Origin of the sequence: Thermus sp. NMX2.A1, from assembly GCF_000511705.1 — a bacterium.
GTDB lineage: Bacteria > Deinococcota > Deinococci > Deinococcales > Thermaceae > Thermus > Thermus scotoductus.
This window is the reverse complement of sequence record NZ_ATNI01000054.1, coordinates 57,128-76,993: the sequence shown is the minus strand read 5'-3', so window position 1 is coordinate 76,993 and position 19,866 is coordinate 57,128. Positions and strand designations below refer to the sequence as shown.

The 19,866-nt window shown below is 64.7% G+C and carries 23 protein-coding genes and 1 pseudogene; 12 read left to right on the top strand and 12 right to left on the bottom strand.

From position 1 onward, the window contains the following. The first annotated feature begins 29 nt into the window (after positions 1 to 29). From TNMX_RS05375 to bshA, 7 genes are all read left to right on the top strand, one after another. Entirely contained in the window at positions 30 to 1,424 is a 1,395-nt protein-coding gene (locus TNMX_RS05375; RefSeq protein ID WP_015716899.1) for a sigma 54-interacting transcriptional regulator, read from the top strand. Beyond that, positions 1,414 to 1,716 (top strand): nucleotidyltransferase family protein, encoded by a 303-nt coding sequence (locus TNMX_RS05370; protein ID WP_015716898.1) that lies wholly within the window; start codon positions 1,414 to 1,416, stop codon positions 1,714 to 1,716. The genes TNMX_RS05375 and TNMX_RS05370 overlap by 11 nt, the downstream gene beginning before the upstream one ends. Further along, complete coding sequence (locus tag TNMX_RS05365) at positions 1,701 to 2,099, top strand: HI0074 family nucleotidyltransferase substrate-binding subunit (RefSeq protein ID WP_015716897.1); 399 nt, start codon at positions 1,701 to 1,703, stop codon at positions 2,097 to 2,099. Before TNMX_RS05370 ends, TNMX_RS05365 begins: the two co-directional genes overlap by 16 nt. Next, the gene (locus TNMX_RS05360; RefSeq protein ID WP_015716896.1) at positions 2,080 to 3,303 is read left to right on the top strand and encodes a VWA domain-containing protein; all 1,224 of its coding nucleotides are present in this window, start codon (positions 2,080 to 2,082) and stop codon (positions 3,301 to 3,303) included. Before TNMX_RS05365 ends, TNMX_RS05360 begins: the two co-directional genes overlap by 20 nt. Positions 3,304 to 3,306: 3 nt before the next feature. Further along, positions 3,307 to 3,573 carry a hypothetical protein gene (locus TNMX_RS05355; RefSeq protein WP_015716895.1) on the top strand — a complete coding sequence of 89 codons (267 nt, stop codon included), beginning with the start codon at positions 3,307 to 3,309 and terminating at the stop codon, positions 3,571 to 3,573. 74 nt (positions 3,574 to 3,647) lie between these two features. Further along, complete coding sequence (locus TNMX_RS05350; protein ID WP_015716894.1) at positions 3,648 to 4,145, top strand: hypothetical protein; 498 nt, start codon at positions 3,648 to 3,650, stop codon at positions 4,143 to 4,145. Between the two features lie 103 nt (positions 4,146 to 4,248). Further along, positions 4,249 to 5,388 carry an N-acetyl-alpha-D-glucosaminyl L-malate synthase BshA gene (gene bshA / locus TNMX_RS05345; protein ID WP_015716893.1) on the top strand — a complete coding sequence of 380 codons (1,140 nt, stop codon included), beginning with the start codon at positions 4,249 to 4,251 and terminating at the stop codon, positions 5,386 to 5,388. Between the two features lie 74 nt (positions 5,389 to 5,462). Here bshA and lon read toward each other — a convergent pair whose 3' ends face one another. Then, a complete protein-coding gene (gene lon / locus TNMX_RS05340) occupies positions 5,463 to 7,889 on the bottom strand; it encodes an endopeptidase La (protein ID WP_038030224.1) in 2,427 nt (808 codons plus the stop codon). 111 nt (positions 7,890 to 8,000) lie between these two features. On the opposite strand from lon, the gene TNMX_RS05335 reads away from it, so the two are divergent. Genes TNMX_RS05335 through TNMX_RS05320 form a run of 4 tightly spaced genes read left to right on the top strand, consistent with a single transcriptional unit; the run spans position 8,001 to position 11,012 of the window. Then, positions 8,001 to 8,837 (top strand): DUF1517 domain-containing protein, encoded by an 837-nt coding sequence (locus TNMX_RS05335; RefSeq protein WP_038030221.1) that lies wholly within the window; start codon positions 8,001 to 8,003, stop codon positions 8,835 to 8,837. A gap of 30 nt (positions 8,838 to 8,867) precedes the next feature. After that, on the top strand, positions 8,868 to 9,806 hold the full coding sequence (locus TNMX_RS05330; protein WP_015716890.1) for an esterase family protein: 939 nt from the start codon (positions 8,868 to 8,870) through the stop codon (positions 9,804 to 9,806). Further along, a complete protein-coding gene (locus tag TNMX_RS05325; protein WP_015716889.1) occupies positions 9,803 to 10,477 on the top strand; it encodes a TerC family protein in 675 nt (224 codons plus the stop codon). The genes TNMX_RS05330 and TNMX_RS05325 overlap by 4 nt, the downstream gene beginning before the upstream one ends. Then, positions 10,470 to 11,012 carry a class I SAM-dependent methyltransferase gene (locus tag TNMX_RS05320; protein ID WP_015716888.1) on the top strand — a complete coding sequence of 181 codons (543 nt, stop codon included), beginning with the start codon at positions 10,470 to 10,472 and terminating at the stop codon, positions 11,010 to 11,012. Before TNMX_RS05325 ends, TNMX_RS05320 begins: the two co-directional genes overlap by 8 nt. On the opposite strand, the gene TNMX_RS05315 is transcribed toward TNMX_RS05320, so the two are convergent. Then, entirely contained in the window at positions 11,002 to 12,987 is a 1,986-nt protein-coding gene (locus TNMX_RS05315) for a (Fe-S)-binding protein (protein WP_038030184.1), read from the bottom strand. The two genes, TNMX_RS05320 and TNMX_RS05315, sit on opposite strands and share 11 nt — an antisense overlap. 74 nt (positions 12,988 to 13,061) lie before the next feature. On the opposite strand from TNMX_RS05315, the gene TNMX_RS05310 reads away from it, so the two are divergent. Next, the gene (locus TNMX_RS05310) at positions 13,062 to 13,262 is read left to right on the top strand and encodes a hypothetical protein (protein WP_019550515.1); all 201 of its coding nucleotides are present in this window, start codon (positions 13,062 to 13,064) and stop codon (positions 13,260 to 13,262) included. Here TNMX_RS05310 and TNMX_RS05305 read toward each other — a convergent pair. From TNMX_RS05305 to TNMX_RS05265, 10 genes and pseudogenes are all read right to left on the bottom strand, one after another. After that, positions 13,241 to 13,696, bottom strand: coding sequence for a divergent PAP2 family protein (locus TNMX_RS05305; protein ID WP_038030183.1), 456 nt, complete (start codon positions 13,694 to 13,696; stop codon positions 13,241 to 13,243). The genes TNMX_RS05310 and TNMX_RS05305 overlap by 22 nt on opposite strands. Beyond that, complete coding sequence (locus tag TNMX_RS05300) at positions 13,680 to 14,531, bottom strand: bifunctional 5,10-methylenetetrahydrofolate dehydrogenase/5,10-methenyltetrahydrofolate cyclohydrolase (RefSeq protein WP_038030181.1); 852 nt, start codon at positions 14,529 to 14,531, stop codon at positions 13,680 to 13,682. Before TNMX_RS05300 ends, TNMX_RS05305 begins: the two co-directional genes overlap by 17 nt. A gap of 1 nt (position 14,532) precedes the next feature. Continuing rightward, positions 14,533 to 14,989: pseudogene (gene nusB, locus TNMX_RS05295) on the bottom strand (transcription antitermination factor NusB). Beyond that, complete coding sequence (locus TNMX_RS05290) at positions 14,982 to 15,311, bottom strand: Asp23/Gls24 family envelope stress response protein (protein ID WP_038030179.1); 330 nt, start codon at positions 15,309 to 15,311, stop codon at positions 14,982 to 14,984. The pseudogene nusB and the gene TNMX_RS05290 overlap by 8 nt, the downstream one beginning before the upstream one ends. Before the next feature lie 12 nt (positions 15,312 to 15,323). Then, on the bottom strand, positions 15,324 to 16,661 hold the full coding sequence (gene accC / locus TNMX_RS05285) for an acetyl-CoA carboxylase biotin carboxylase subunit (protein ID WP_038030170.1): 1,338 nt from the start codon (positions 16,659 to 16,661) through the stop codon (positions 15,324 to 15,326). Then, a complete protein-coding gene (gene accB, locus TNMX_RS05280; RefSeq protein WP_038030168.1) occupies positions 16,658 to 17,188 on the bottom strand; it encodes an acetyl-CoA carboxylase biotin carboxyl carrier protein in 531 nt (176 codons plus the stop codon). Before accB ends, accC begins: the two co-directional genes overlap by 4 nt. 117 nt (positions 17,189 to 17,305) lie before the next feature. After that, positions 17,306 to 17,860 carry an elongation factor P gene (gene efp, locus TNMX_RS05275; protein ID WP_015716879.1) on the bottom strand — a complete coding sequence of 185 codons (555 nt, stop codon included), beginning with the start codon at positions 17,858 to 17,860 and terminating at the stop codon, positions 17,306 to 17,308. Then, on the bottom strand, positions 17,857 to 18,759 hold the full coding sequence (locus tag TNMX_RS05270) for a hypothetical protein (protein WP_038030166.1): 903 nt from the start codon (positions 18,757 to 18,759) through the stop codon (positions 17,857 to 17,859). Before TNMX_RS05270 ends, efp begins: the two co-directional genes overlap by 4 nt. 6 nt (positions 18,760 to 18,765) lie before the next feature. Next, the gene (locus tag TNMX_RS12995) at positions 18,766 to 18,930 is read right to left on the bottom strand and encodes a hypothetical protein (RefSeq protein ID WP_172640108.1); all 165 of its coding nucleotides are present in this window, start codon (positions 18,928 to 18,930) and stop codon (positions 18,766 to 18,768) included. 9 nt (positions 18,931 to 18,939) lie between these two features. Further along, positions 18,940 to 19,824: a S9 family peptidase gene (locus TNMX_RS05265; RefSeq protein ID WP_038030163.1), complete on the bottom strand. Its 885-nt coding sequence runs from the start codon at positions 19,822 to 19,824 to the stop codon at positions 18,940 to 18,942. Positions 19,825 to 19,866 lie beyond the last annotated feature (42 nt).

Genomic DNA, 19,866 nt, shown 5'->3' with positions numbered 1-19,866 from the left:
CTAACTCCCTCTGGCCCTAAACTGGAGGGGTGAAGGCCAAGACCCTCGGCGAACTCCGGCGCACCTATCCCTTGGGTAAGCTTAAGCGCACCGTCAAGGACGAGGCCCGGGAAAACCTTAAGGAAAAGCTCCGCAAAGGAGAGCGGCTTTTCCCGGGCATCCACGGGTACGAGGACACCGTCATCCCCGCCTTGGTCCAGGCTATCCTGGCCAAGCAAAACTTCATCCTCCTGGGCACCCGGGGCCAGGCCAAAAGCCGCATCCTTCGCAGCTTGGTTAACCTTCTGGACGAGGAGATCCCCGCCCTGGCCACCGAGCTTAGGGACAACCCCCTAAGACCCATCTCGCCGGAAGGGAAACGGCTTCTGGAGGAGGCCAAAGACGAGGCTCCCATCGTCTGGATAACCCGGGAGGAGCGCTATGTGGAGAAACTGGCCACCCCCGACACCACCGTGGCCGACCTCCTGGGGGACATGGACCCCATTAAGGCAGCCCGCAAGGGAACGGGGATGGCGGACCTGGAAAGCATCCACTTTGGCCTTCTGCCCCGGGCCAACCGGGGGATCTTTGCGGTGAACGAGCTGGCCGACCTAGCCCCCAAGGTGCAGGTGGCCTTGTTCAACATCCTCGAGGAAGGAGACGTGCAGATAAGGGGCTACCCCATCCGACTTCCCCTGGATGTCTGGCTGGTGTTCACCGCCAATCCCCAGGACTACACGGCCAGGGGACGGATCGTTACCCCCCTCAAAGACCGCATCGGCAGCGAGATCCGCACCCATTACCCCAAAACCCTCGAGGAGGGCCTTAGGATCAGTGCCCAGGAGGCCTACGTGCCGGAAGAGGTGGTACTCCCCGAGTGGATCCGCCTTTCCGTGGAAGCGGTGGCCTTCGCCGCCCGGGAGGACCGCCGGGTGGACCAGACGGCCGGCGTTTCCCAGCGCCTTTCCATAAGCCTTCTGGAGGTGGTGGCCGCCAGCGCCGAAAGGCGGGCTCTTATTCAGGGCACCAGGCCTGTGGCCCGCCCCCTGGATCTCTATGCGGGGCTTCCCGCCATCACCGGCAAGCTGGAGCTGGAGTACGAGGGGGAGCTCCAAGGGGCGGAAAAGGTGGCCCGGGACCTGGTGCAAAGGGCCTTTGGCATGGTCCTCCCCCGCTACCGCCCGCGGACCGACACCATCGTGGCCTACTTTGAAGAGGGAAACCTCCTCACCCTGCCCGAGGGAAGCGTGGAGGAAGCCCTAAACGCCATGGAGGAGGTGCCGGGCCTCCTGGAGGCGGCAAGGAGCCTGGCGGAAAGCCAGGAGTCTGAGGTGCTCCTTTCGGCGGCGGAGTTCGTCCTGGAGGGGCTCGTGGGGAGGAGGAAGCTCGCCCGGGGAGAAATGAGCTACCAGGCAGCGGAGAGGACGCGGAGCTATGGCAACTAGCCTGGAGCGGGACAAGGAGGCGGTGCTCCAAGCCCTGGCACCCTACCTTCAGGGGCGAGGGGTAAAGCTTATCCTCTACGGCTCCCATGCCCGGCAAGAGGCGGGGCGGGGTTCGGACCTGGACCTGGCCCTCCTCGGGCCCAAGCCTCTTGGGGAGCTTCTTCCCCTTCTCAGGGAGGCCCTCGAGGAGGCCCCCGTGCTAAGGCGGGTGGACCTGGTGGACCTAGGGGAGGTGGACCCCGCCTTCCGGGAAAGGGTCCTGCGGGAGGGGGTGGTATGGGCCGAGTTTTAGAACGCCTTGAGGTAGCCAGACGGGCTCTCAGGACGCTGGAGGAGGTGGCCTACCTGGAGGAGCCGAGCCCCCTAGAGCGGGATGCCGCCATCCAGCGGTTTGAGTACACCTATGAGGCCTTCTGGAAGGCACTCCAAGCCTTCTTGCGGGAAAGGGAGGGTCTGGAGGTGGCAAGCCCCAAGCGGGCCTTCCGCCTGGCCCACGAAACCGGCCTTATGGCGGAGGAAGAAGCCCGTCTCGCCCTGGCCATGGCCGATGACCGCAACTTAACGGTGCACACCTACAACGAGGCCTTGGCCCAAGCCATCTTCCGTAGGCTAAGAAGCTATGCGGAGCTTATGGGCCGGGTGCTGAGGAGGATGGATGAAGGCCATTCGCTATAGCCGCTACGAGGGAAGCCTCGAGGACCTCTCCCCCGAGGAGATCCTGAGCCTCCTCGAGGACTTCCTCCTGGACTCCGGGTTTTCCGATCCCTTCCAGCGCTACGACCCTGACCCCGAGCGCCAGCCCACCCTGGAGGATCTCTACGATGCGCTCCTCGAGGCCCTCCTCAAAAACGAGCTGGTACCGGAGGACTGGCTTAGGGAAGCCCGCTTCGCCGACCGCAAGGAGGAAACCCGGCTCCATCAGGCCATTACCCGCCTGATGGAAAAGCTCCGTGAAGCCGGGTATATCCGCCTTCCCGGAGAGGATCCCACCAACCCCGCCCGAAGCGGGTACAAGGGCGAGGCAGGTGAGGCCCGCTTTGAGCTCACGGAAAAGGCCTCGGATTTCCTGGGCCTTAAAAGCCTCCGGGAGCTCCTGGGGGCTCTGGGCCGAAACGCTCCTGGGCTCCACCCCACCCCCCACCACGCCCCAGGGGTGGAGAAGACAGGGGAAACCAAGGAGTGGGAGTGGGGAGACCCCTTGGAGCTCAACGTGCCCGAAACCCTCAAAAAGGCTATGGCCAAGGGACTTACGGAACTCTCCCACGGGGACCTGGTCATCGACCTCTCCGAGTACACAGCCAGCATGAGCACCGTGGTCCTCTTAGACTGCTCCCACTCCATGATCCTCTACGGGGAGGACCGCTTCACCCCTGCCAAGAAGGTGGCCCTGGCCTTGGCCCATCTGATCCGCACCCAGTACCCCGGGGACCGTGTGCGCTTCGTCCTCTTCCACGACACCGCCGAGGAGATCCCCCTTTCCCGGCTCCCCCTGGCCCAGGTGGGCCCTTACCACACCAACACCAAGGCGGGGCTGGAGCTGGCCAGGACCCTCTTGAAAAAGATGGGCGGGGAGATGCGGCAGATCATCCTCATCACCGACGGCAAGCCCTCGGCCATCACTCTTCCCAGCGGGGAGATCTACAAAAACGCCTGGGGCCTCGATCCCCTGATCCTGGCGGAAACCCTAAAAGAAGCCACCCTGGCCCGTAAGGAAGGCATCCCCATCCACACCTTCATGCTGGCCCGGGAACCGGAACTCCTGGCCTTCGTGAAGAAGCTTTCCCAGATTACCCGGGGCAAGGCCTACCTCACCCACCCTGGCAACATCGGCCGGTACCTGCTCCTGGACTTCCTGAACAAGAAGGTCCAAAGGAACTGAGCCATGAAGCCCCTCAAGCGCCAGGGAGCCTCTCACCGGAAGGGGAACGGGAAAACCCTCTGGGTTTTCCGCTTGAGCCTTCTTCTGGAAAGGCTCCGTCCTCGTGTTTACCTAAAACCCCCTCCCGCCCTGGTGCAGGAGCTTAAGCAGGTGCGCCAACCCCTCCGCCTGGACCTCCCCTACTACGCCGCCCATTCAGGCCAGGAGTACGTGTTGATTCCCTGGGATGCCTACATGGAGGAGGGGGAGGAAATTCTAAGAAACCTCTGAGGAGGCTATGGGCATCCCAAGGCTCAGGCCCATTCCTCACATGCCCTTTGCCCCTGTCATGGCACCCTGAAGGCATGGGCGCGCGGATATCCAGGTGGCTAGCAATCCTGGCCCTCCTGGCCCTACCTGGGGCCCTGGCCCAAGACTGGCGGCTTACCCGCAGCCAAACCCTAACCCAGGCGGGGGCCCGGGAGTGGCGGTACACCCTTGGCCCTTCGGGCAAGGAAGCCCAGGAGCTTTGGCGCAAGCTTTCCAGTCAGTACCAGGACCACCTGCGCGCGGGATACCGGGTGGACCTCGGGGCCTGGCGGGTCTACTTCCTGGGGGGGAAGCTAAGGCTTGAACCCCACTGCCCGGCGGTGAACCCCGCCTGTTTCACCTTTGGAGCCCTTCCTGTGCCCAAGGAACGGCAAGACCGCTTCCTCCTGGAGCTTTCCCAACTCCTGCACCAGGCCCTTACCCAGGCTCAAACCACCGGGGGCGTGGTCCTTCTATCGCGGTTATTCCGCCTCGAGGTTCCCCGCGGGGCCAATCCCCCTTATCCCGCAAGCCCCTCAGGCTGGCGGCCCTGAGCGCTCCCCGTCCCCTACGGTAAACTGGGGGCATGACCTTCTTTGGCCAACCAATCGGGGAACATCCTAAAGGTGCGTCTCCCATGGGCAAGGGTCCGGGGGGATGGGTTCTCTCCTCTCCCCTTTTGCGGGTTTGGGCGTGAGGGTGCTGAGGCTGGGCCTGGTGGCCTACCCCGGCCTCGGGGGTAGCGGCATCGTGGCCACGGAGTTGGCCCACCGCCTGGCCCAGATGGGCCACCGGGTTTACCTTTTCGCCACGGAAAGGCCCTTCCGCCTGCCCAAGGATAGCCCTGTGGTCTACATCCCCGTAGACCTGCCCTTTTACCCTGTCTTCCCCGGCCCCCTCTACACCCTCTCCCTGGCCGGGGTGCTGGAGCGGGAGGCCAGGCGGCTCGGCCTGGAGCTGGTTCACACCCACTACGCCATCCCCCACGCCGCCGCCGCCTACCTGGGGCTTGGCGAGGAACTCCCCCTGGTGCATACCCTCCACGGCACCGATGTCTCGGTGCTGGGGATGGACCCGGCCTTCCACGGACCCACCCGGAAGGCCCTCCAAAGGGCCAAGGCCACCACCGCGGTGAGCCGGGCCCTAGCCCAGGAGGCGCAGAAGGCCTTTGGGGTCAGCCCCGTGGTCATCCATAACGCCGTGGACCCGGACCGCTTCTACCCCAGGCCGGACCGCAAGAAGCTCTACGCGGAGGAAGGGGAGTGGCTTTTGGTGCACGCCTCCAACTTCCGCCCCATCAAAAGGGTGCCGGATATCGTGCGGGCCTTCGCCAAGGTGCGGAGGAAGGTGCAGGCCAGGCTCCTTCTTCTGGGGAAGGGACCGGAGGAAGGGGAGGCGAAGCGGGTTGCGGAAGAACTCGGGGTGGAACGCTGGGTCACCTTCCATCCCCCCACTCCCCATCCCGAGGAGATCCTGGGAGCCGCCGATCTTTTCCTGCTGGCCTCGGAGGAAGAATCCTTCGGGCAGGCGGCCCTCGAGGCCCTGGCCAGCGGGGTTCCCGTGGTGGCCACCGCCGTGGGAGGGGTTCCCGAGCTGGTACGGCCCGAGGTGGGTCGGCTGGTGGAGCTTGGGGACCTGGAAGGCTTCGCCCAGGCGGTGCTGGACCTCCTTGCCCATCCCAAGCTCCCCAGCATGCGCAAGGCCGCCCGGGAGTACGCCATCGCCCGCTTTCACCCTGAAAGGATCACCCAGGCCTACCTGGAGGTGTACCAAAAGGCCCTGGAGGACTCCCCCTGAAGAGGAACCAAGCCCCGCCGGGTGGCTTGCCCGGCGGGGAGAAAGGGCACCCCTTAACCCGCTAGAGGCCACCCCTAGGCATGGGCCACCACTTCCTTTTTGGACCGTGCCCTGGACCCCTTGGCCTTGGCCTCCCGGGCCCTATGCTCCAAGGCCTTGAGCCCGCCCACCAGGGCCAGGTCCAGGACCTGGTCCAGATGCTCCACGAAGTGGAAGGTCATGTTCTGGCGCAGGGGCTTGGGGATGTCGCTGAGGTCGGCTTCGTTCTGCTTGGGAAGGATCACCTCCCTAATCCCCGCTCGCCTGGCCCCCAGCACCTTCTCCTTGACCCCCCCGATGGGAAGCACCCTGCCCGTGAGGGTGATCTCCCCGGTCATGGCGATGTCGTGGCGGACGGGCACCTCCGTGAGGGCGCTGACCAAGGCGCTCACGATGGCCACCCCGGCCGAAGGCCCTTCCTTGGGGATGGCCCCCGCCGGCACGTGGATGTGGATGTCGGACTCCTCAAAGCGCTTCAAGGGGATGCCGAAGCGCTCGGCGTTCCGCTTGGCGTAGGAAAGCGCCGCCCGGGCGGATTCCTTCATCACATCCCCAAGCTGCCCGGTGAGGATCAGGTTCCCCTTTCCGGGCATCACGGAAACCTCCACGAACATGATGTCCCCGCCCACCGGGGTGTAGTACATGCCCGTGGCCACCCCCACCTGGGGCTCGCGGGCCTCGGTTTCCGGCAAGTAGCGGGGCGGGCCCAGGTACTTTTCCAGGTCCCTCTCCGTGATGCGCACCCGTTTCTTGCCTTCCTCCAGGATCTGCCGGGCCGCCTTGCGCAAAAGGGACCCGATCTCCCGCTCTAGCTGGCGCACCCCGGCCTCCCGGGTGTAATGGGTGATGAGGCGCATGAGGGCTGCCTCCGTGATCACCACCTGGCCCTCGAGGAGGCCGGTTTCCCGCATCTGCCGGGGCAGGAGGTAGCGCTTGGCGATCTCCAGCTTCTCCTGCTCGATGTAGCTGGTGAACTCGATGGCCTCCATCCGGTCCCAGAGGGGGGCGGGGATGTTCTGGGGGAAGTTGGCGGTGCAGATGAACATCACCTCGGAGAGGTCAAAGGGCACCCCCAGGTAGTGGTCCACAAACTCCTTGTTCTGGGCGGGGTCCAGCACCTCCAAGAGGGCCGCCGCGGGGTCCCCCTGGTAGGAGATGCCCAGCTTATCCACCTCGTCCAGGAGGAAGACGGGGTTCTTGGTGCCCGCCTGGCGCAGGCCCTGGATGATGCGTCCGGGCATGGCCCCGATGTAGGTGCGCCGATGCCCCCGGATGTCGGATTCATCCCGCACGCCGCCCAAAGAGATCCGCACGTACTTGCGGCCCAGGGCCTCGGCGATGCTCTTGGCGATGGAGGTCTTCCCCACCCCAGGGGGCCCCACGAAGAGGAGGATGGGCCCTTTGTTCACCTCGTCCGGTGGGATTTCCCCCCGCTTGGCCCGCTCCGCCTTGAGCTTCCGCACCGCCAGGTACTCAAGAACCCGATCCTTTACCTTCTCCAAACCGTAGTGATCCCTTTCCAGGATCTCCTTGGCCCGGTTTAGATCCAGGTTGTCCTCGGTGCGGATGTTCCAGGGGAGGTTCACGATCCAGTCCAGGTAGGTGCGAATGACGCTGGCCTCGGCGGAATCGGGGTGCATGCGGGCGAAGCGGTTCAGTTCCCGCTCCACCTCCTGCCGCACCACGGGGGGCAGGTTGAGTTCCTCCACCTTCCTGCGGAACTCCTCCACCTCCTCGGCCCCCTCCTCCCCATGGAGCTCCCGCTGGATGGCCTTCATCTGCTCCCGCAGGAAGTACTCCCGCTGGTTACGGTCGATCTCCTCCTTGACCTGCTGCTGGATGCGCCTTTGCGTTTCGATGAGCTCCAGCTCCGCCTCGAGGAGAACCAAAACCCGCTTTAGCCTCTCCGCCACATTTTGGGTTTCCAAAACCCTCTGCTTGTCCTCCAAGCGGAAGTCCATGTGGAAGGCGATGTAATCGGCGAGCTGGCTCGGGTCTTCCAGGTTCAAGACGAACTGGGCCACCTCGGGAGCCAGGTACTTACCCTCCTTAAGGAGGGCCTGGAACTTGTCCTTCACCTCCCGCACCAGGGCCTTGACCAAGGTGGGGTCAGCGGGTTCATCGGACAGAACCTCCCCCCTGGCCTCGAGGTGGTCCCCCAGGTCCAACCACTCCCTGACCCGCACCCGGGCAAAGGCCTGCACCAGCACCTGGACGGAGCCATCCGGGTTCTTGCGCATCTTGAGGATGTTGCAGGCGGTCCCCACCTCGTAGAGGTCCGAGGGCTTGGGGTTTTCCACCTCCTTGTCCTTCTGGCTCACGATAAGTAGCACCCGCTCCCGGGTCAAGGCCTCGTCGATGGCCCGGATGGAAACAGGCCTCCCCGCATCGATGGGCATGACCATGGTGGGGTAGATGACCGACCCCCTCACCGGGCAGACGGGCAAGGTCTCTGGCAGCATGGTTTCCCTCCTTTCTCCCTTCTCGTCCATAGCCTAAGCCTACCTATATCAAGTTTACTGCATCGTTGGTTTTAGCACAAAGCCTCCCGGCCCTGGGGTATGCTGAAGGCCATGCGCCGCCTCGTTTGGCTCCTTCTTCTGGCTCTCTCCTTGGCCCTGGCCCAGAAGAGCGGGGGCGGCGCAGGTGGGCGTCCCTACAGCCCCAGCCCACCACCCATGAGCCCGGGGCCAGCCCCGGTCTTCCCAAGCCCGGCCCCCTCCTATCCCTCGTATCCTGGCCCGGTGGTGGTCTACCCCGGGGGAGGGGGAAGCCTAGGCATTGTACCCGTCCTGGTGGTCTTAGGCCTGGTCTTGGTGACCGCCTACATGGTGCGGGGGCTCCGCCAAGCGGGGGAAGGGCCCACCGCCAGCGTGGCCAGGTTGCGCCTGGCCCTCCTGGCCCGCCCCCAGGTGCAAAAGGCGCTAAGGCAGCTGGCCGAGGAAGCGGACACCACCTCGGCCAAAGGCCTCGCCGACCTGCTGGACGAGGCGGCCCTCTTGCTCCTCAGGGAGGAGCCCGCCTGGCGCTTTGGGGATTACCAGGTGGCGGCGGGTTCCGAGGAAGAGGTCCTGGCCCGGTTCGACGCCTGGATGCTGGAGGAGCGGAGCAAGTACCAGGAAACCTTCCGCCACTTTGAGGGCAAGAAGCACGCGCTGGAGGCATACCAGGCCCGGGTGGAGCCCGGCGGGCGCTATCTGGTGGTAAGCCTCCTCCTCGCCGACCGCAGGCTCCTTCCTCCCCAATCGCCTTTGACCCGGTCCCGGGCCAGGCAAGCCCTCATGGATCTGGCGGGATCCAGTGCCTTCACCCTCCTGGCGGCCTACCTTTCCTGGACCCCCGAAAGGGAAGGCGAGGCCCTGACGGAGGAAGAGCTCCTTCTCCTCTACCCGGAGCTGGAGAAGCTTTAGGTCCGGCCTAGGCCCGGGTAGAGTATTCCCGTGGTACGGGTTTCCAAGCGCACCGTCACCTTCTTCCCCCCGGCCCAGGCCAGGGCCCTGATTGGGGATTTCACCGACTGGGAAAGGAACCCCATCCCCCTCCAAGGCCCCGTCACCCTGGAGTTCCCGGAAGGGGCTTACGTGGAATACGCCTTCCTGGACGAACGGGGTAGGCCCTTCCCCGACCCCGAAAACCCTGAGCGAGCGGACAATCCCTGGTGGACCTACCCCCGGGCTGTCCGGCTTCCCGGGCACCGCTTTGAAGCACCTCCCGAGCCCAGGGAAGAACCCAAAGTGGAGCGGCACCGCCTGGGGGAAAGGCGCTTTTACGTGGCCGAAACCGGGACAAGTCCCAAGGCCACCCTGGTGGCCCAGGATGGGGTGGCCTTCTACCGCACCGCGGGCCTCCACAAGGTGGCCCAGGCCCTGGTGGAGGCAGGCGAAATCCCTCCGGTACGCCTGGTTTTTGTGGAGCCCATAGACCGGAACCAGGAGTACCGGTTTTCGGAAGCCTACGAGGAGGAGTTCCACCGGGTGCTAGGGGAAGTGGAGCGCAGCAAGGGCCCCTTGGGGGAGATCGTTCTGGTGGGGGCTTCCCTGGGAGGCCTTTTCTCCTTGTGGCAGGCTCTGCGCCACCCGGGCCGCTTCCCAAAGGTCCTCGCCCTCTCCCCGGCCCTAAAGGCCCACCCAGGGGGCACCGACGCCTACCGGGACCGGGAGTGGCTTTTGGAACGATACGCCGAAGCCCAGGTTCTGCCTCGCATCTATCTGGAGGTGGGTCTTTTGGAATGGCTCCTGGCCCCAGTCCGCCGCTTTGCCGCCCTCCTCGCTGACCGCAAGGTTCCCCACGCCTACCGGGAAAGGGCCTCGGGGCACAACTGGGTAACGTGGAAGCAAGCCCTGGCCCCAGGGCTTCGCTACCTGCTGGGGGAGGCATGAATCCGGAAACCTTTCTGGTGCTCCTTTCCGTGGCGGCCCTCGAGGCCCTCCTCTCCGGGGACAACGCCTTGGTCCTGGCGGTGATGGTCAGACCCCTGCCCACCCACCTGCGCCGCAAGGCCCTCTTCTACGGGGTCCTGGGGGCCTACCTGCTAAGGGGTCTGGCCCTACTTTTCGCCGTGTACGTGATCCGGCTATGGTGGGTCCAGGTGCTGGGAGGGCTGTACCTCCTCTTCCTCATGCTCCAACACTTCCGCAACCATCCGGAGGCCAAGCCCCTGCCCGAGGCCACCGCCCGGGAGTTCTGGCGGGTGGTCCTCCTCATCAACCTGGTGGACCTGGCCTTCGCGGTGGACTCCATCCTGGCGGTGGTGGCCTTTTCCAAGGACCTCCTCCTGGTCTTCCTGGGCGTGGCCCTGGGTATCCTCTTCATCCGCCTGGCCGCGGGCTATGTGGTGGCGGTGATGGAACGCTATCCCAGCCTGGAGAAGGTAGCCTACGCTCTGGTGGGCTGGGCCGGCGTCAAGCTCCTCCTGGAAGGCAGCGCCACCCTGGCGGAACTCCTGCATCGCCCGGAGCTGGCCTGGCACCTGCCGAAACCTGCCTTCTGGGGCGTAACCTTCCTCATCCTCTTGGGGGGAAGCCTTCTGGCTTTGCGCAAGCATGCCTAGGGACTGGGATGCCTTTTACCGCCAAGCCGCCCTGGAGCGGGCTCCCGCCCAGGTGGTGCGGGCCTACGGCCCCTTCGCCCCCAAGGGCCCGGTCCTGGACCTGGCGGGGGGACTGGGCAGGAACGCCCTTTACTTCCTCGACAGGGGGCATCCCGTGGTCCTGGTGGAAAAAAGCCGCGAGGCCCTAAGAAAGCTTAAAGGCATCCGCGGCCTGACCCTGGTGGAGCTGGACCTCGAGGACCCCAAGGCCCTTATGCACCTTCCCAAAGGCCCCTTTGCCGCCATCCTCATGAGCTATTACGTCAACCGCCCTCTCCTTAAGGCCCTTCCTCCCCTCTTGGCCCCAGGGGGACTTCTCCTGGTGGAAGGCTTCAGCCGCCGGGAAGCCGTGCGGCGCAACAGGCCGGAAAGTCCTTTCTACTGGGAGCCCTACGAACTCCTCACCCCTCCCCCAGGCCTCGTGCTGCGGGCCTTCGGGGAGGGGTGGATGGAGGGCTACCGGGTCTTCGCCGTCTATCAAAATCCTAGGCCTTAAGGCCCCGGGCCACCAGCTCGGCGATGTCCAAAACCTCCGGGGGTGTCTCGTCCTGGGCCACCTCCACGTTCATCATGGCCATGCAGAAGGGGCAGCCGGTGGCGATGACCTCCGCCCCCGTGCCCTTAAGCTCCCGGTAGCGGTTTTCCGAAACCCGCATGGCCCCCGGTTCCTCCTCCTTCCAGAACTGGGCTCCACCGGCCCCGCAACAGAAGCTCCGCTCCCGGTTCCTGGGGGGTTCGCTGAGGACGAAGCCCACCCCTTTGAGCACCTCCCGGGGTGCTTCGTACACCCCGTTGTGCCGGCCCAGATAGCAGGGGTCATGGAAGACCACCCGCCGGGTTTCCTCGGAAACCTTAAGCCGGCCCGAGCGCAATAGCTCGGCGATGAACTCCGAGTGGTGGACCACCCGGTACTCCCCGCCAAAGGCCTTGTACTCGTTGCCCAGGGTGTGGAAGCAGTGGGGGCAGGTGGTGACGATGGTCTTGGGAGCCACCTGGTTTAGGGTTTCCACGTTTTCCGTGGCCAGCTGGAAGAACAGGTACTCGTTGCCCGCCCGCCTGGCGGAATCCCCCGTGCACTTTTCCTTTCGGCCCAGGACCGCCCAGTCCACCCCGCTGGCGTTCAGGATCTCCACCATGCTTCTTGCGATCTTCTGGGCCCTGGGGTCGTAGCTGGCCGCACACCCCACCCAGTAGAGGACCTCGGGATGAGGCTTTTCCTCCACGGTGGGCACGCTAAGCCCCTCGGCCCAGTCCAGGCGCTTATCCTGGCCGATGCCCCAGGGGTTGCCCGAGCGCTCCATGCCCCGGAAGGCGTTGTTGAGCTCCTGGGGGAACTCCCCCTCCATGAGCACCTTGGCCCGGCGCACATCCAGGATGTGAAGCATGGGCTCGTTGCCCACCGGGCAGACCTCCACGCAGGCCATGCAGGTGGTGCAGGCCCAAAGGGCCTCCTCGTTCAGGGCGAAGTCCATGAGGGGCCTCGGGCTTTCCTGCCCGCTGGCAAAGGCCGGGAGGATCCCATTCAGTTCGTACCGCTCGGAGATGACGATGGCCGCCGGGGAGAGGGCCTTTCCCGTGGCGTAAGCAGGGCAGGCCTCCTGACAGCGGTTGCACATGATGCAGGCATAGGCGTCCAGAAGCCGCTTCCAGGAAAGGTCTTCCAGCTTCTCCGCCCCGAACTTTTCCTCCTCCTTCTCGAAGTCCAGGGGCAAGAGGGCCCCGGGCTTCTCCTGGCGGAAGGCCAGGTTGATGGGGCCCATCAATAGGTGGATGTGCTTGGAGCGGGGGAAGTAGGGAAGGAAGAGGAGGATGGAGCCCAAGGCACCCCACCAGAAGAAATGTTCCAACACCACCAGGCTGGAGGGCGAAAGGCCCGCAAGCAGGGTGGCCAGAAAGCTGGCCACCGGCTGGAAGGGGTCGGGCTCCCCTTGGGCCAGGCCCGCTGCCTTGGAAAGCAGGCGGCTTCCCACGTGGAAGGTGATGAAGGCCCCCACGATGGCCGAATCCCGGGGGATTCCCTGGCGTACCCGTTCGTGGAGAGGCACCTTGGGATTCCAGGTGAAATCCTGGGGTGCGAGAAGGTAGCGGCGGAGCATGAGCCCCAGGATGCCCACCAGGATGGCGGCGGTGAGGAGATCGGCCACGAGGTTATAGGCGTTCCAAAGCCCCCCTTGGGTGTGCAGGGGGAAGTACCCCTCCAGAAGGTCCACCAGGTTGACCAGGAGGTAGTAGACAAAGCCGTAGAAGACGAAGGCGTGGAGGAGGGAAACCAGAGGCCGCCTCTTGAAAACGGTCTGCTGCGTAAGGGTAAGCCAAAGGGCCCGGCCAATGCGCTCAGGCAGGCGGTCAAAGCGCTCCTCCGGCCGTCCCCTTCGGATGGCCAGATACACGCGGCGAAAGCCCGTGTAGGCGTAGTAAAGGCTTGCCAAAAGGAGCAGGATAAAGAGGATTTTCTCCGGTAGCGTCAGCATGGGTGCAACCTCCTTATACTCGGTAAAAGTTTACCCCATCCCGCCAAGCTGGCAAGGGCGTACAATAAAACCCCGTGGAAACGGTTGCCTTCGGCGTCCTCCTTTTCTTCGGCCTTTTGAACCTCTGGGTCTTCCACCGCTTCAAGAAGCCCCTCCTGCCCCTGGTGCTGGCCTTGTTCGCAGGCTTCTTCACCTTCTTTCTCTCCCCCGTGCTTGGGCTCCTCGTCTTCCTCTTGGGACAGACCCTGGCCTTTTACGCGGCCGGGAAAAGGTGAAAGCTGAGGAAGGCCACCAGGCCGCCCAGCAAGGCTCCCACCAGGACCTCGAGGTAGGTGTGGCCCAAGAGTTCCTTAAGGGGCTCAGGGGCAGGACCTTTCTGGAGCACCTGTTGCAGCTCCTGAACCAACTGGTTTAGGAGCTGGGCGTGCAGGCCAGCCGCCCGGCGGATTCCCGTGGCGTCGTACATGACGATGAGGGCGAAGATGGCAGCCACGGCGAACAAGGTGCTGCCAAAACCCTCCTGGAAGCCCACCCCCATGGCCAAGGCGCTGACGGTGGCGGAGTGGGAGCTGGGCATCCCCCCGGTTTCCAGGAAACGCTCCCATTGGAACCGGCCCTCCAGCAGGTAGTAGAGGAAAAGCTTCAGGGTCTGGGCCAGGAAGTTGGCCAGGATGGCTGTCCAAAAGACCTGGTTAGCGAGGAGCTCCATGCCGCCTAAGCAACGCCGCCTTCACGGTATTGGCCATCAACATGGCCACGGTCATGGGCCCCACGCCCCCGGGCACGGGGGTGAGGGCGGAGGCCACCTCGGCCACCTCGGGGTGAACATCGCCAAGAAGCTTGCCCTCCACCCGGTTCACCCCCACGTCCACCACGATGGCCCCGGGCCGCACCCACTCCTTTCGCACCAGATGGGGCCGCCCCACCGCCACCACCAGCACCTCCGCCCGCCGGGTCACCTCGGGAAGGTTCCGGGTACGGGAATGGGCCACGGTCACCGTGGCGTCCTCCCGCAGGAGGAGGCCTGCCAGGGGCTTCCCCACGATGTTGGACCGGCCCAGGACCACCACCTCCTTGCCCCTTAGCTCCACCCCGTAATGCTTGAGCAGGCGGACGACACCCAGGGGCGTGCAGGGGAAAAGCCCCTCTCCCCCGCTCCAAAGCTTCCCCACGTTGAGGGGATGGAAGCCATCCACATCCTTAAGGGGAGAGATGGCCTCCAAAACCCGCTCCGTGCGGATGTGAGCGGGCAAGGGAAGCTGGACCAGGATGCCGTCCACCTCCGGATCCTGGTTAAGGGCCTCTATGCGCCCGAGAAGGGCTTCCTCCGGGGTATCCGCGGGGAACACCTCCACCTGGCTCAAAAGTCCAAGCTCCCTGGCCCTTTTGTCCTTAAGGCGCACGTAGGACACCGAGGCGGGATCCTCTCCCAGGCGGATCACCCTGAGGGAGGGTACAAAGGGCAGGGAGCTAAGGGTTTCCCTCAGCTCCCGATACACGGTCTCCGCCACCTCATGGCCGGAAAGGGTACGGGCAAGGGTCATCTCAGTCCTCCTTGGGCACCGCCTTCAGCTCACCCCCCTGGATCCGCCGGTACAAGCGGCCCAGCACCCCGTTGACAAACGCTCCCGAGTGCTCTCCCCCGTAGCGGTTGGCGATCTTCACCGCCACCTCGATCAGGGGGGCGAAGGGAGTGGGCTCGTAGAGCATCTCGTAGGCTGCCAGGCGCAACACCGTGAGGTCGGTTTTGGACATCTGGGCGAAGTCCCAGCCCTCCACCGTATCCCGTAGCACCTGGTCCACCTCTTCCGCATGAGCCTTGTATCCCTCCAGCAAGCGCCGGGCAAAGGCCACGCCCTCCTGGTCCAGGGAATCCCCATAGGAGTCCTCCTCGCCCCCCATCTCCTCCAAGGCGTGGCGGAAGGCCTCCTCCAGATCCCACCCCCCCCTGGGTATGGGCGAACAAGGCCCGCATGGCCAGTTCCCTGGCTCGCCTAAGCATGAGCCTCCTTCCGGTACTCCACCTGGGCTATGGTGAGGTTCACCGCCTGCACCTTCTCCCCCGTGGCCAGGTAAAGGGCTTCCGCCACGGCTTTTTGCACCGCCTGGGCTGCCTCGGGAATGGAAACCCCGTAGTCCACGGAGAGCACCAGGTCCACCGTGAACCCCTCGGGGGTGCGCTCCACCTTGATGGGCTTCATGCGGCGGAAAACCTCCCCCAGGGAGCGGGGAGCGGTTTCCAAGAGCCGCACCCCCTGAAGGTCGGAAAGGGCATGGGCCACCAGCCCCTCGAGGGCATGGTCGCTGATCTCGTACTCCACCATCACACGCCCAGTCTACATCTCCATCCGCCGGGCCACGAAGTTGGTGTAGACCGCCCCCCGGCGGAAGAAGGCGTTTTGCAGCACCTTCTGGTGAAAGGGGATGGTGGTCTTGAGTCCGGGCCCCTCGATCACCGTTTCGGAAAGCGCCCTTTCCATGCGCTTGATGGCCTCCTCCCGGGTGGGAGCCCAGGCGATGATCTTGGCGATCAAGCTGTCGTAGTGGGGCGGGATCTGGTAGCCCGCATAGAGGTGGCTGTCCACCCGGATCCCTGGCCCCCCGGGGAAAAGCAAGGTTTCCACCTTGCCAATGGAGGGCCTGAAGCCCTTCTCCGGATCCTCGGCGTTGACGCGCACCTCTATGGCGTGCCCCCGCACCTCCACCTCCTCCTGCTTGAGCCAAAGCTTCTCCCCCATGGCGATCCGGAACTGGGCCTGAACCAGGTCAATGCCGGTGATCATCTCGGTCACGGGGTGCTCCACCTGGATGCGGGTGTTCATCTCTATGAAGTAGAAGTTCCCCTCCTTATCCACCAGGAACTCCAGGGTACCCGCGGATACGTACCCCACGTGCCGGGCAAGCCGGGCGGCTGCCTCGGCAATGGCCTTCCGGGTTTCCCAAGGCAAGGTGCTAGGGGCTTCCTCCAAGAGCTTCTGGTGCCGGCGCTGGATGGAGCAGTCCCGCTCCCAAAGGTGGATGACGTTCTCCCCATCCCCCAGGACCTGGATCTCAATGTGCTTCGGCTCTTCGATATACTTCTCCAGGTAGACGGCCGGGTTGCCAAAGGCAGCCCGGGCCTCCTCCTGGGCCTGCTGGACCGCCCTTTCCAGCTCCTCCTCGGTGTGCACCAGCCGCATGCCCCTGCCCCCACCCCCGGCGGAGGCCTTAAGGATCACGGGATAGCCGATCTCCTGGGCTGCCCGTTTGGCCTCCTCCACGCTGGTAAGCTCATCCGTCCCCGGAACCGTGGGCACCCCGGCCTCCCGCGCCACCTTCCTGGCGGTGGCCTTGTCCCCAAGGGCCCGCATGTTCTCCGGGGTGGGACCGATGAAGGTGATGCCGTGGTCCCGGCACATCTCGGCAAAGGTGGCGTTCTCCGCCAGGAAGCCGTAACCGGGATGGATGGCGTCGGCCCCGGTCACGATGGCCGCGGAAAGCAGGTTGGGGATGTTCAGGTAGCTCTGCCCGGAAGGAGGAGGTCCGATGCAGATGGCCTCGTCCGCCAGGAGCACGGGAAGGCTCTTCTCGTCGGCGGTGGAGTGGGCCACCACGGTCTTGATCCCTAACTCCTTGGCGGCCCGGATAATCCTCAAGGCGATCTCGCCCCGGTTGGCGATTAAGACCTTCTTCATAGCGGCTGGATCAGGAAGAGGGGCTGCCCGTACTCCACGGGTTCCCCGTTTTTCACCAGGATCTTCTTGACGATCCCGGAAACCTCCGACTCAATCTCGTTCATGAGCTTCATCGCCTCGATGATGCAGAGCACCTGTCCCTTTTCCACCCGGTCCCCTTCCTCCACGTAAGGGGGAGCATCCGGGGCCGGTGCCCGGTAGAAGGTACCCACGATGGGGGCCCTCACCTCCACGCAACCCGCACACTCGTCCTTGGCCTCCTTGGCTCCCTTGGCCTCCTGGGCCTCGAGGCCCGGGGCTCCGGCTGCCGGAGCCAAATCCGCAGGGGCTGGGGCACCAGGAGCAGTGGGGGTGGGCAGGGAGGGAGGCGAGGCCGCAGGGGCAGTTACCGCTTGCGGCAAGGCCACCACCTGCACCTCGCCTCCTCGGCGCACGGTCAGCTTGTAATCAGGGGTTTCCAGGGTAAGCTCGCTCACCCCGTGCTCCACCAGGGCCTGCAGGATCTGTTTCAGCTCCTTGGGCGTCATGGGTACACCTCGCGGCATAAAGCTTACCCCATGTGCCCACGAAACGGCTTTTGTACCCGGTCAAAATATGCCGGAGGCAAGAGGGACCTGGGATTCCCCCAGGCCCCTTATCCTGGCCTAGGCCCGGCCCACGTACTGGCCCGTGCGGGTATCCACCTTGATGACCTCGCCGGGCTCCACAAAAAGGGGCACCTGCACCACCGCTCCCGTTTCCAAGGTGGCGGGTTTGCTCCCGCCGGAGACCGTATCCCCCCGCACCCCCGGGGGCGTGTCCACCACCTTGAGTTCCACCACGGTGGGCGGGGTAATCTTCAGGGGTCGCCCCTCGTACATATCCCCCAGAACGGTCATGCCCTCCTTGAGAAACCGGGCAGCCTCCACCTGATCCTTGGGCAGGTGGAACTGCTCGTAGGTCTCCAGGTCCATGAAGACCAGGTCGTCCCCCTCCTGGTACAGGTACTGGAGCTCCCGGGTTTCCACGTAGATGTCTTCCAGCTTCTCCCCGGAGTTGAAGGTGCGCTCGATGGTGGCCCCCGTTTCCAGGTTCTTGAACTTGGCCACCACCTTGGCCCCCCCGCGGCCAATCTTCTGGTGCTGGTACTCCACGCACTCCCAAAGGCCGCCCTCCATCTTCACCTTGGTTCCGGGTCTAAGGTCGGTCACGCTGATCATGCTTCCTCCTGTAGGTCCAGGACCTGGGGCCTAAGCCCTAAGAGGTCAATATACCGGAGGTACTCCTCTTCCCCAAGCTCCCGCCCGGCCAGGGCCACCAAAAGGGCCTCCATGACGTTGGTGCCAAAGCTTCGCCCGTTCAAGCGGGGGGTGGTGGTGATGAGGCGTTTCACCCCCCTCTCCCGCAAGAAGGCCACGTCCTCCTCCGTGGTGGTGTTGGTGAGCACCATCTTCCCCCGCATCTCGTCGGGCATGTGCCGCTTGATGTAGTGCCAGTCCCCCGCCACCAGGTCCGCCCAGGTGTAGTAGCGGCTTCGCCAGTCCACCGCCCGCTTCTCCTGCTTTTCCCCTGTGGGGTAAAGAAGCTGGAAGGGAAGCTGGGTAAGGACCGGGAGGAGGACGAAGGCCAGTTTCTGCAGGAAGGAGAGGGAGTAAAGGGGTATGGGTAAACCCAGGGCAAAGATGAAGTCCCCGTAAAGAACCTTGGCCCCGGCCTCGTGCAGGGCCTCGGCCAAGCCGAAGCGGTCCACGGCGGAGGGTAGAAGCACCTTGGTACTTTTCCAGTCTATCAGCCCCGCCAGCTGGGCCACTGCCCGGCGCTCCAAGGTGTGCTTGAGGCCCGAGCCATCCACCACCGGGGTTTTACGGGCCGCCTCCTTTAGCCTTTTGGCATCCCGGATGGTGTAGCGCCGCCCCCCTGCCCAAAGGTAAAGGTCAATGCCCCCGAGGCCGATGGCGTCCACCTTCCCATCCAGCTCAGCAATGAGGCGCAAGGCTTTCTGGAAGTCGCCATCCGTGCCCCGCCTTTCCAACACCACTTCCTCCCCGAGGAGCTCCACCTGGACCACGGAGTCCCGGCGGCTAGCCCCCAGGGACACGGAAACCACGCGCTTGGCCACGAAGGGCTATTCTAACCGAAGGAGGAGGCCAAGGACCAGCCAAAGGGCAGCCAGCAGGAAGAAGGGCCAGGTGCGCCGCACCCCCAGCAGGCGGGCTAGAAGGCCAAAGACCACACTCCCGAAGGCAAGGGCAAAGAAGAGGGCCTCGAGGTTCTCAAAGAAGGCCTGCATGGCCCAAGGTTACCGCAAGACCCGTCCGAAAAAGGCCAGAACCCTCTGGCGGAACGCCTGGTCCACCGGACCGCGGAAGAGGTGGCCCGCCGGGTAGCTGAAGCACTCCACTGGCTTCCCCAAGGACTTAAGCCTTCGGCAAAGCTCCCATGACCACTCCGGGGGCACCTGGGCGTCCTGGATGCCATGGTGGACGCTGAAGGGCACGGCAACCCTCTCCAGGTAGGTCCAGGCGGAAGCCTCCGCCAGGGTTTTGGCAGGAAGGGTGAGAAGCTCCTGGCCTCGAGTACCCCCCGACCAGTAGCGGATCCGCTCCAGATTCCGCCTCTCGTCCCCGCTCATGCTCCCGTAAAGCACCACACCCTTCAGGCGGGGATCCACCAGGGCCACCACCTGGGCAATCCCCCCACCCATGGAGTGGCCGAAGAGGCCGATGCGCCTCCCATCCGCCTGGGGCAGGACGCCCTTGCGCACCTCGGCCAATAGATTCAGCACATCCACCGCGTAGGCGTGGCGCAGGCCCATGGCGGGCCTCCCCTCCGAGGGGGGATGGCCCCGGTAGTTGGGGTGGAGGACCAGGTACCCTGCCTCCGCCAGAAAGTCGGCGTAGGGAGCGGTGTAGGCCAGGGTTTGGTAGCGGCTCGGCTCCACATACCCGTGGAGCACCACCACTACGGGAAAGGGACCCTGGCCCAAAGGCAGGTTGGCAAACCCGTACACCCGAAGCCCATCGGAAAGATGGGAGAAAAGCACCCGGGTGAAACGGGGGTTCCTCTCCAAGACCCGTTCCACCCGGAACCCCCCTTCCCCATAAGCCCTCTCCCAGAGGTCGGGCAGGGTGAGGGGCTGGGCCAGGCCCACCCCCAGGAGGAGCACGCCCAAGAGCCAGGGCATCCTCTTCCCAGGCTACGGGCAAGCGGGGGAAGGAAATGTGGC

Excerpts from the sequence above, each read along its gene's own strand:
- TNMX_RS05370 (WP_015716898.1), top strand. The coding sequence starts at position 1,414 with ATGGCAACTAGCCTGGAGCGGGACAAGGAGGCGGTGCTCCAAGCCCTG.
- TNMX_RS05365 (WP_015716897.1), top strand. The coding sequence starts at position 1,701 with ATGGGCCGAGTTTTAGAACGCCTTGAGGTAGCCAGACGGGCTCTCAGG.
- TNMX_RS05360 (WP_015716896.1), top strand. The coding sequence starts at position 2,080 with ATGAAGGCCATTCGCTATAGCCGCTACGAGGGAAGCCTCGAGGACCTC.
- TNMX_RS05355 (WP_015716895.1), top strand. The coding sequence starts at position 3,307 with ATGAAGCCCCTCAAGCGCCAGGGAGCCTCTCACCGGAAGGGGAACGGG.
- TNMX_RS05350 (WP_015716894.1), top strand. The coding sequence starts at position 3,648 with ATGGGCGCGCGGATATCCAGGTGGCTAGCAATCCTGGCCCTCCTGGCC.
- bshA (WP_015716893.1), top strand. The coding sequence starts at position 4,249 with ATGGGTTCTCTCCTCTCCCCTTTTGCGGGTTTGGGCGTGAGGGTGCTG.
- lon (WP_038030224.1), bottom strand. The coding sequence starts at position 7,889 with ATGCTGCCAGAGACCTTGCCCGTCTGCCCGGTGAGGGGGTCGGTCATC.
- TNMX_RS05335 (WP_038030221.1), top strand. The coding sequence starts at position 8,001 with ATGCGCCGCCTCGTTTGGCTCCTTCTTCTGGCTCTCTCCTTGGCCCTG.
- TNMX_RS05325 (WP_015716889.1), top strand. The coding sequence starts at position 9,803 with ATGAATCCGGAAACCTTTCTGGTGCTCCTTTCCGTGGCGGCCCTCGAG.
- TNMX_RS05320 (WP_015716888.1), top strand. The coding sequence starts at position 10,470 with ATGCCTAGGGACTGGGATGCCTTTTACCGCCAAGCCGCCCTGGAGCGG.
- TNMX_RS05315 (WP_038030184.1), bottom strand. The coding sequence starts at position 12,987 with ATGCTGACGCTACCGGAGAAAATCCTCTTTATCCTGCTCCTTTTGGCA.
- TNMX_RS05305 (WP_038030183.1), bottom strand. The coding sequence starts at position 13,696 with ATGGAGCTCCTCGCTAACCAGGTCTTTTGGACAGCCATCCTGGCCAAC.
- TNMX_RS05300 (WP_038030181.1), bottom strand. The coding sequence starts at position 14,531 with ATGACCCTTGCCCGTACCCTTTCCGGCCATGAGGTGGCGGAGACCGTG.
- TNMX_RS05290 (WP_038030179.1), bottom strand. The coding sequence starts at position 15,311 with ATGGTGGAGTACGAGATCAGCGACCATGCCCTCGAGGGGCTGGTGGCC.
- accC (WP_038030170.1), bottom strand. The coding sequence starts at position 16,661 with ATGAAGAAGGTCTTAATCGCCAACCGGGGCGAGATCGCCTTGAGGATT.
- accB (WP_038030168.1), bottom strand. The coding sequence starts at position 17,188 with ATGACGCCCAAGGAGCTGAAACAGATCCTGCAGGCCCTGGTGGAGCAC.
- efp (WP_015716879.1), bottom strand. The coding sequence starts at position 17,860 with ATGATCAGCGTGACCGACCTTAGACCCGGAACCAAGGTGAAGATGGAG.
- TNMX_RS12995 (WP_172640108.1), bottom strand. The coding sequence starts at position 18,930 with ATGCAGGCCTTCTTTGAGAACCTCGAGGCCCTCTTCTTTGCCCTTGCC.
- TNMX_RS05265 (WP_038030163.1), bottom strand. The coding sequence starts at position 19,824 with ATGCCCTGGCTCTTGGGCGTGCTCCTCCTGGGGGTGGGCCTGGCCCAG.